3 protein-coding genes are annotated in these 3,943 nt (G+C 64.3%); 2 read left to right on the top strand and 1 reads right to left on the bottom strand.

From position 1 onward, the window contains the following. The first annotated feature begins 22 nt into the window (after window positions 1-22). Window positions 23-2,185 carry an excinuclease ABC subunit UvrB gene (uvrB, locus tag A2J02_RS15170; RefSeq protein WP_068050990.1) on the top strand — a complete coding sequence of 721 codons (2,163 nt, stop codon included), beginning with the start codon at window positions 23-25 and terminating at the stop codon, window positions 2,183-2,185. Window positions 2,186-2,204: 19 nt separating this feature from the next. Continuing rightward, complete coding sequence (locus tag A2J02_RS15165) at window positions 2,205-3,071, top strand: SCO6745 family protein (RefSeq protein ID WP_068050988.1); 867 nt, start codon at window positions 2,205-2,207, stop codon at window positions 3,069-3,071. A 6-nt stretch (window positions 3,072-3,077) separates the two neighbouring features. On the opposite strand, the gene A2J02_RS15160 is transcribed toward A2J02_RS15165, so the two are convergent. After that, the gene (locus tag A2J02_RS15160) at window positions 3,078-3,935 is read right to left on the bottom strand and encodes an ABC transporter permease (RefSeq protein ID WP_068050992.1); all 858 of its coding nucleotides are present in this window, start codon (window positions 3,933-3,935) and stop codon (window positions 3,078-3,080) included. Between the last annotated feature and the right edge of the window lie 8 nt (window positions 3,936-3,943).

Below are 3,943 nucleotides of genomic sequence, written 5' to 3'. Positions count from 1 at the left end.
TGGTCGCGTCTACGCTTGTGAAATGGCGTTTGCATCCGAACATCCCGTTGTCGCGCACTCCGAGCACCGTCCGGTGGGCGCAATCGAGCGCACCGGACCGGCGTTCGAGGTCGTCAGCGAACACACGCCGGCAGGCGATCAGCCGACCGCCATCGCGGAGCTGGAACGGCGGATCAAGGCGGACGAGAAGGACGTCGTACTGCTCGGTGCCACCGGTACCGGTAAGTCGGCCACGACTGCCTGGCTCATCGAGAAGCTGCAGCGCCCCACTCTGGTGATGGCACCGAACAAGACCTTGGCGGCGCAGTTGGCGAACGAACTGCGAGACATGTTGCCCAACAATGCAGTCGAGTATTTCGTCTCGTACTACGACTACTACCAGCCCGAGGCGTACATCGCGCAGACCGATACCTACATCGAGAAGGACTCGTCGATCAACGACGATGTCGAGCGGCTGCGGCACTCGGCGACGGCATCTCTGCTCTCGCGCCGCGATGTGGTCGTGGTGGCGTCGGTGTCGTGCATCTACGGTCTCGGTACCCCGCAGTCGTACGTCGATCGGTCGATCGAGCTGGAGGTCAACGTCGAAGTGCAGCGTGACGCGCTGCTCCGGTTGCTCGTGGACGTGCAGTACACCCGCAACGACATGGCCTTCACCCGCGGATCGTTCAGAGTTCGTGGTGACACCGTCGAGATCATTCCGTCCTACGAGGAACTGGCGATTCGCATCGAGTTCTTCGGCGACGAGATCGAAGCGCTGTACTACCTCCATCCGCTGACCGGCGACATCGTTCGGCAGGTCGATTCGGTGCGCATCTTTCCGGCCACGCACTACGTTGCCGGGCCGGAGCGGATGGAACGCGCCGTCAAGGACATCGAAGCCGAACTCGAAGGTCGGCTCGCGGAGCTGGAGGGCAAGGGAAAGCTGCTCGAGGCTCAGCGGCTGCGGATGCGGACGCAATACGACCTGGAGATGATCAAGCAGGTCGGGTTCTGCTCGGGTATCGAGAACTACTCGCGGCACATCGACGGACGCGGTGCAGGTACCGCGCCTGCCACGTTGATCGATTACTTTCCCGAGGACTTTCTGCTCGTCATCGACGAGTCTCACGTGACGGTTCCGCAGATCGGGGCGATGTACGAGGGCGACATGTCCCGCAAGCGCAACCTCGTCGACTTCGGGTTCCGCCTGCCGTCCGCGACCGACAATCGGCCGTTGACGTGGGAGGAGTTCACTCAGCGGATCGGTCAGACGGTCTACCTCTCGGCAACTCCGGGAAAGTACGAGCTGGGCCAGACCGGGGGAGAGTTCGTCGAGCAGGTGATCCGTCCGACCGGACTCGTCGATCCCAAGGTCGTCATCAAACCGACCAAGGGCCAGATCGACGACCTGGTCCATCAGATTCGAGAACGCGCGGAGAAGGACGAGCGTGTGCTGGTGACCACGCTGACCAAGAAGATGTCGGAGGATCTGACCGACTACCTGCTCGAACTGGGCATTCGTGTCCGCTACCTGCACTCCGACATCGATACGCTGCGCCGCGTCGAACTGCTCCGGCAGCTCCGACTCGGCGAGTACGACGTGCTGGTCGGCATCAACCTGCTCCGTGAGGGTCTCGACCTGCCCGAGGTCTCGCTGGTGGCGATTCTCGACGCCGACAAGGAAGGCTTCCTCCGGAGCGGCACCAGCCTCATCCAGACCATCGGCCGTGCCGCCCGAAACGTCTCCGGCGAGGTCCACATGTACGCCGACAAGATGACCGACTCCATGACCTACGCGATCGAGGAAACCGAGCGTCGGCGTGAGAAGCAGATCGCGTACAACAAGGAACGAGGCGTCGACCCTCAGCCGCTGCGCAAGAAGATCGCCGACATCCTCGACCAGGTGTACCAGGAAGCCGAGGACACCGAGTCGGTCGTCGAAGTCGGGGGATCCGGGCGCAACGCCAGCCGGGGTCGGCGAGCGCAGGGCGAGGCGGGCCGGTCGGTCAGCACCGGGGTGTACGAGGGACAGGACGTCTCGTCGATGCCCCGCGCCGAACTGGCCGATCTGATCAAGAACATGACCGATCAGATGATGAACGCGGCACGCGAGCTCAAGTTCGAGCTCGCCGGCCGACTGCGCGACGAGATCCAGGATCTGAAGAAGGAGCTGCGCGGGATGGATGCAGCAGGCCTCAAATAGGTTCGGTTACGGTTCAACGATGGACGCAACCACCGCCGGCCGCACCTCTCGCGCGCTCGAGCTCATTCACTCGATGACCTATTTCCTTCCGGAGACGCAGGACGCTCTCGTCGCCGCAGGGTTGCCGCCGCGGGCCTGCTATTTCGCGGGCCGGGCAGCGCCTCTGGGGCGGGTCGGTGCAGGTGTCGTCACCGCTACGTTCTACAACTTCAATCGTGAACTGATCGCGCCGCTGATTCCGGCCGCCTGGGATATCGCGTCGCCCGACGAGATCATGGCAATCCGGTACGACACGCTCGATGCCGCCTTCGCCCGACTGCTCGGGCCCGAGGTCCTGACGTCCGCGGACATGGCCGAGGCCGCAGACCTGGCATCGATCGCAGCCCGTGGCATTCCCGGTGACGACGGCCGACCCCTGTACGCCGCGTATGCCGAGCTCGACTGGCCGACAGCTCCGCATCTCGTGCTGTGGCACGCCCTGACTCTGATCCGCGAATACCGCGGCGACGGTCACCTCGCGGCGCTGCAGACGGCGGGACTGAGCGGTCTCGAAGCACTCATCACCCATACCGCCACCGGCTACGGCTTCGAGAAGGAGTTCGCCCGCAAGCGTCGCGGATGGTCGACCGAGCAGTGGGACGGGGCGGTCGCGTCTCTGGCCGACCGTGAGCTGCTCTCGTCCGACGGTGCGCTGACCCAGGACGGGAAAGATCTCCGTACGTTGGTCGAGGACATCACCAACGACCTCGCCGTTGCACCGTGGGCCGCCCTCGGCGAGGACGGTGCCGCTCGGCTGGTTTCGCTCGCGACGCCGTGGCGCGAGACGATCGTCGGTGCGGGCGTCATTCCGGATGGTGTGTTCGGGCCCGCGATCAAGAAGAAGTAGCCCGCCTCAGCTGGTGATGTCCTTGGTGCCGAAGCGTCGCCACGCGATCAACCCGAACAGTGCCGCGTACGTGACGGCCGAGAACGAACCGACCACCATGTCGTTCCAGTCGATGCTCGTGCCGAATGCATCGATCCACGAATTGGCGTAGTGCCCGGGCAGGTAGTTGCGGAGTGATCCCAGTGCCGTGATCTGGTCGAGAATCTGCATCAGAATCGACGTCATCACCGCACCGCCGACGGCCCCGAGAGGGGCGTCGGTGAGCACCGACAGCAGCATGGCGAGGCCGGCGACCCACAGCAGGTTGATCCCGATGTAGGCGACCGCGATCAGCAGCCGTACCAGCGAGGTGCCGTAGGGCAGTCCTTCACCCAGCGGGGTGATCAGCGACTCCGCGCCGTACATCACGGTGCCGATCAACAGCGACACCCCGACGAGCACCAGGATCGCAACACTGGACAGCGTCGCCGACACCAGTGCCTTCTGCGTCAGCAGACGACTCCTGGGCACGGGAATGGCCAGCAGGTACCGCAGGCTCGACCACGAGGCTTCGCTTGCCACCGAGTCGCCGAAGAACAGGGCCACCACCACGATCAGCAGAAAGCCCACGGACATGAACAGAGCGAAGACCGTGAAGTTCATGCCACCGCGGGTGCCGAGCTCGATGAGCCCATCGGCATCCGAGTCCGCACTCGAGCTGCCGACGGTGAAGGCGATGGCGAGAATTACCGGCAGCAGCGCCAGGAAGCCGATCGCCAGCTGAGTGCGTCGACGACCCAGTTGCCTGCGTAGCTCGGTACGGAACGGCAAGGTACTACCGCCGGTGTATCCGGCAGCGCGCCCGTCTGCGTGTGTGGTGCTCATGAACGATC

This window comes from Rhodococcus sp. EPR-147, from assembly GCF_001647185.1.
Lineage (GTDB): Bacteria > Actinomycetota > Actinomycetes > Mycobacteriales > Mycobacteriaceae > Rhodococcoides.
This window is presented reverse-complemented; position numbering and strand designations above follow the sequence as displayed.

Excerpts from the sequence above, each read along its gene's own strand:
- A2J02_RS15165 (WP_068050988.1), top strand. The coding sequence starts at position 2,205 with ATGGACGCAACCACCGCCGGCCGCACCTCTCGCGCGCTCGAGCTCATT.
- A2J02_RS15160 (WP_068050992.1), bottom strand. The coding sequence starts at position 3,935 with ATGAGCACCACACACGCAGACGGGCGCGCTGCCGGATACACCGGCGGT.
- uvrB (WP_068050990.1), top strand. The coding sequence starts at position 23 with ATGGCGTTTGCATCCGAACATCCCGTTGTCGCGCACTCCGAGCACCGT.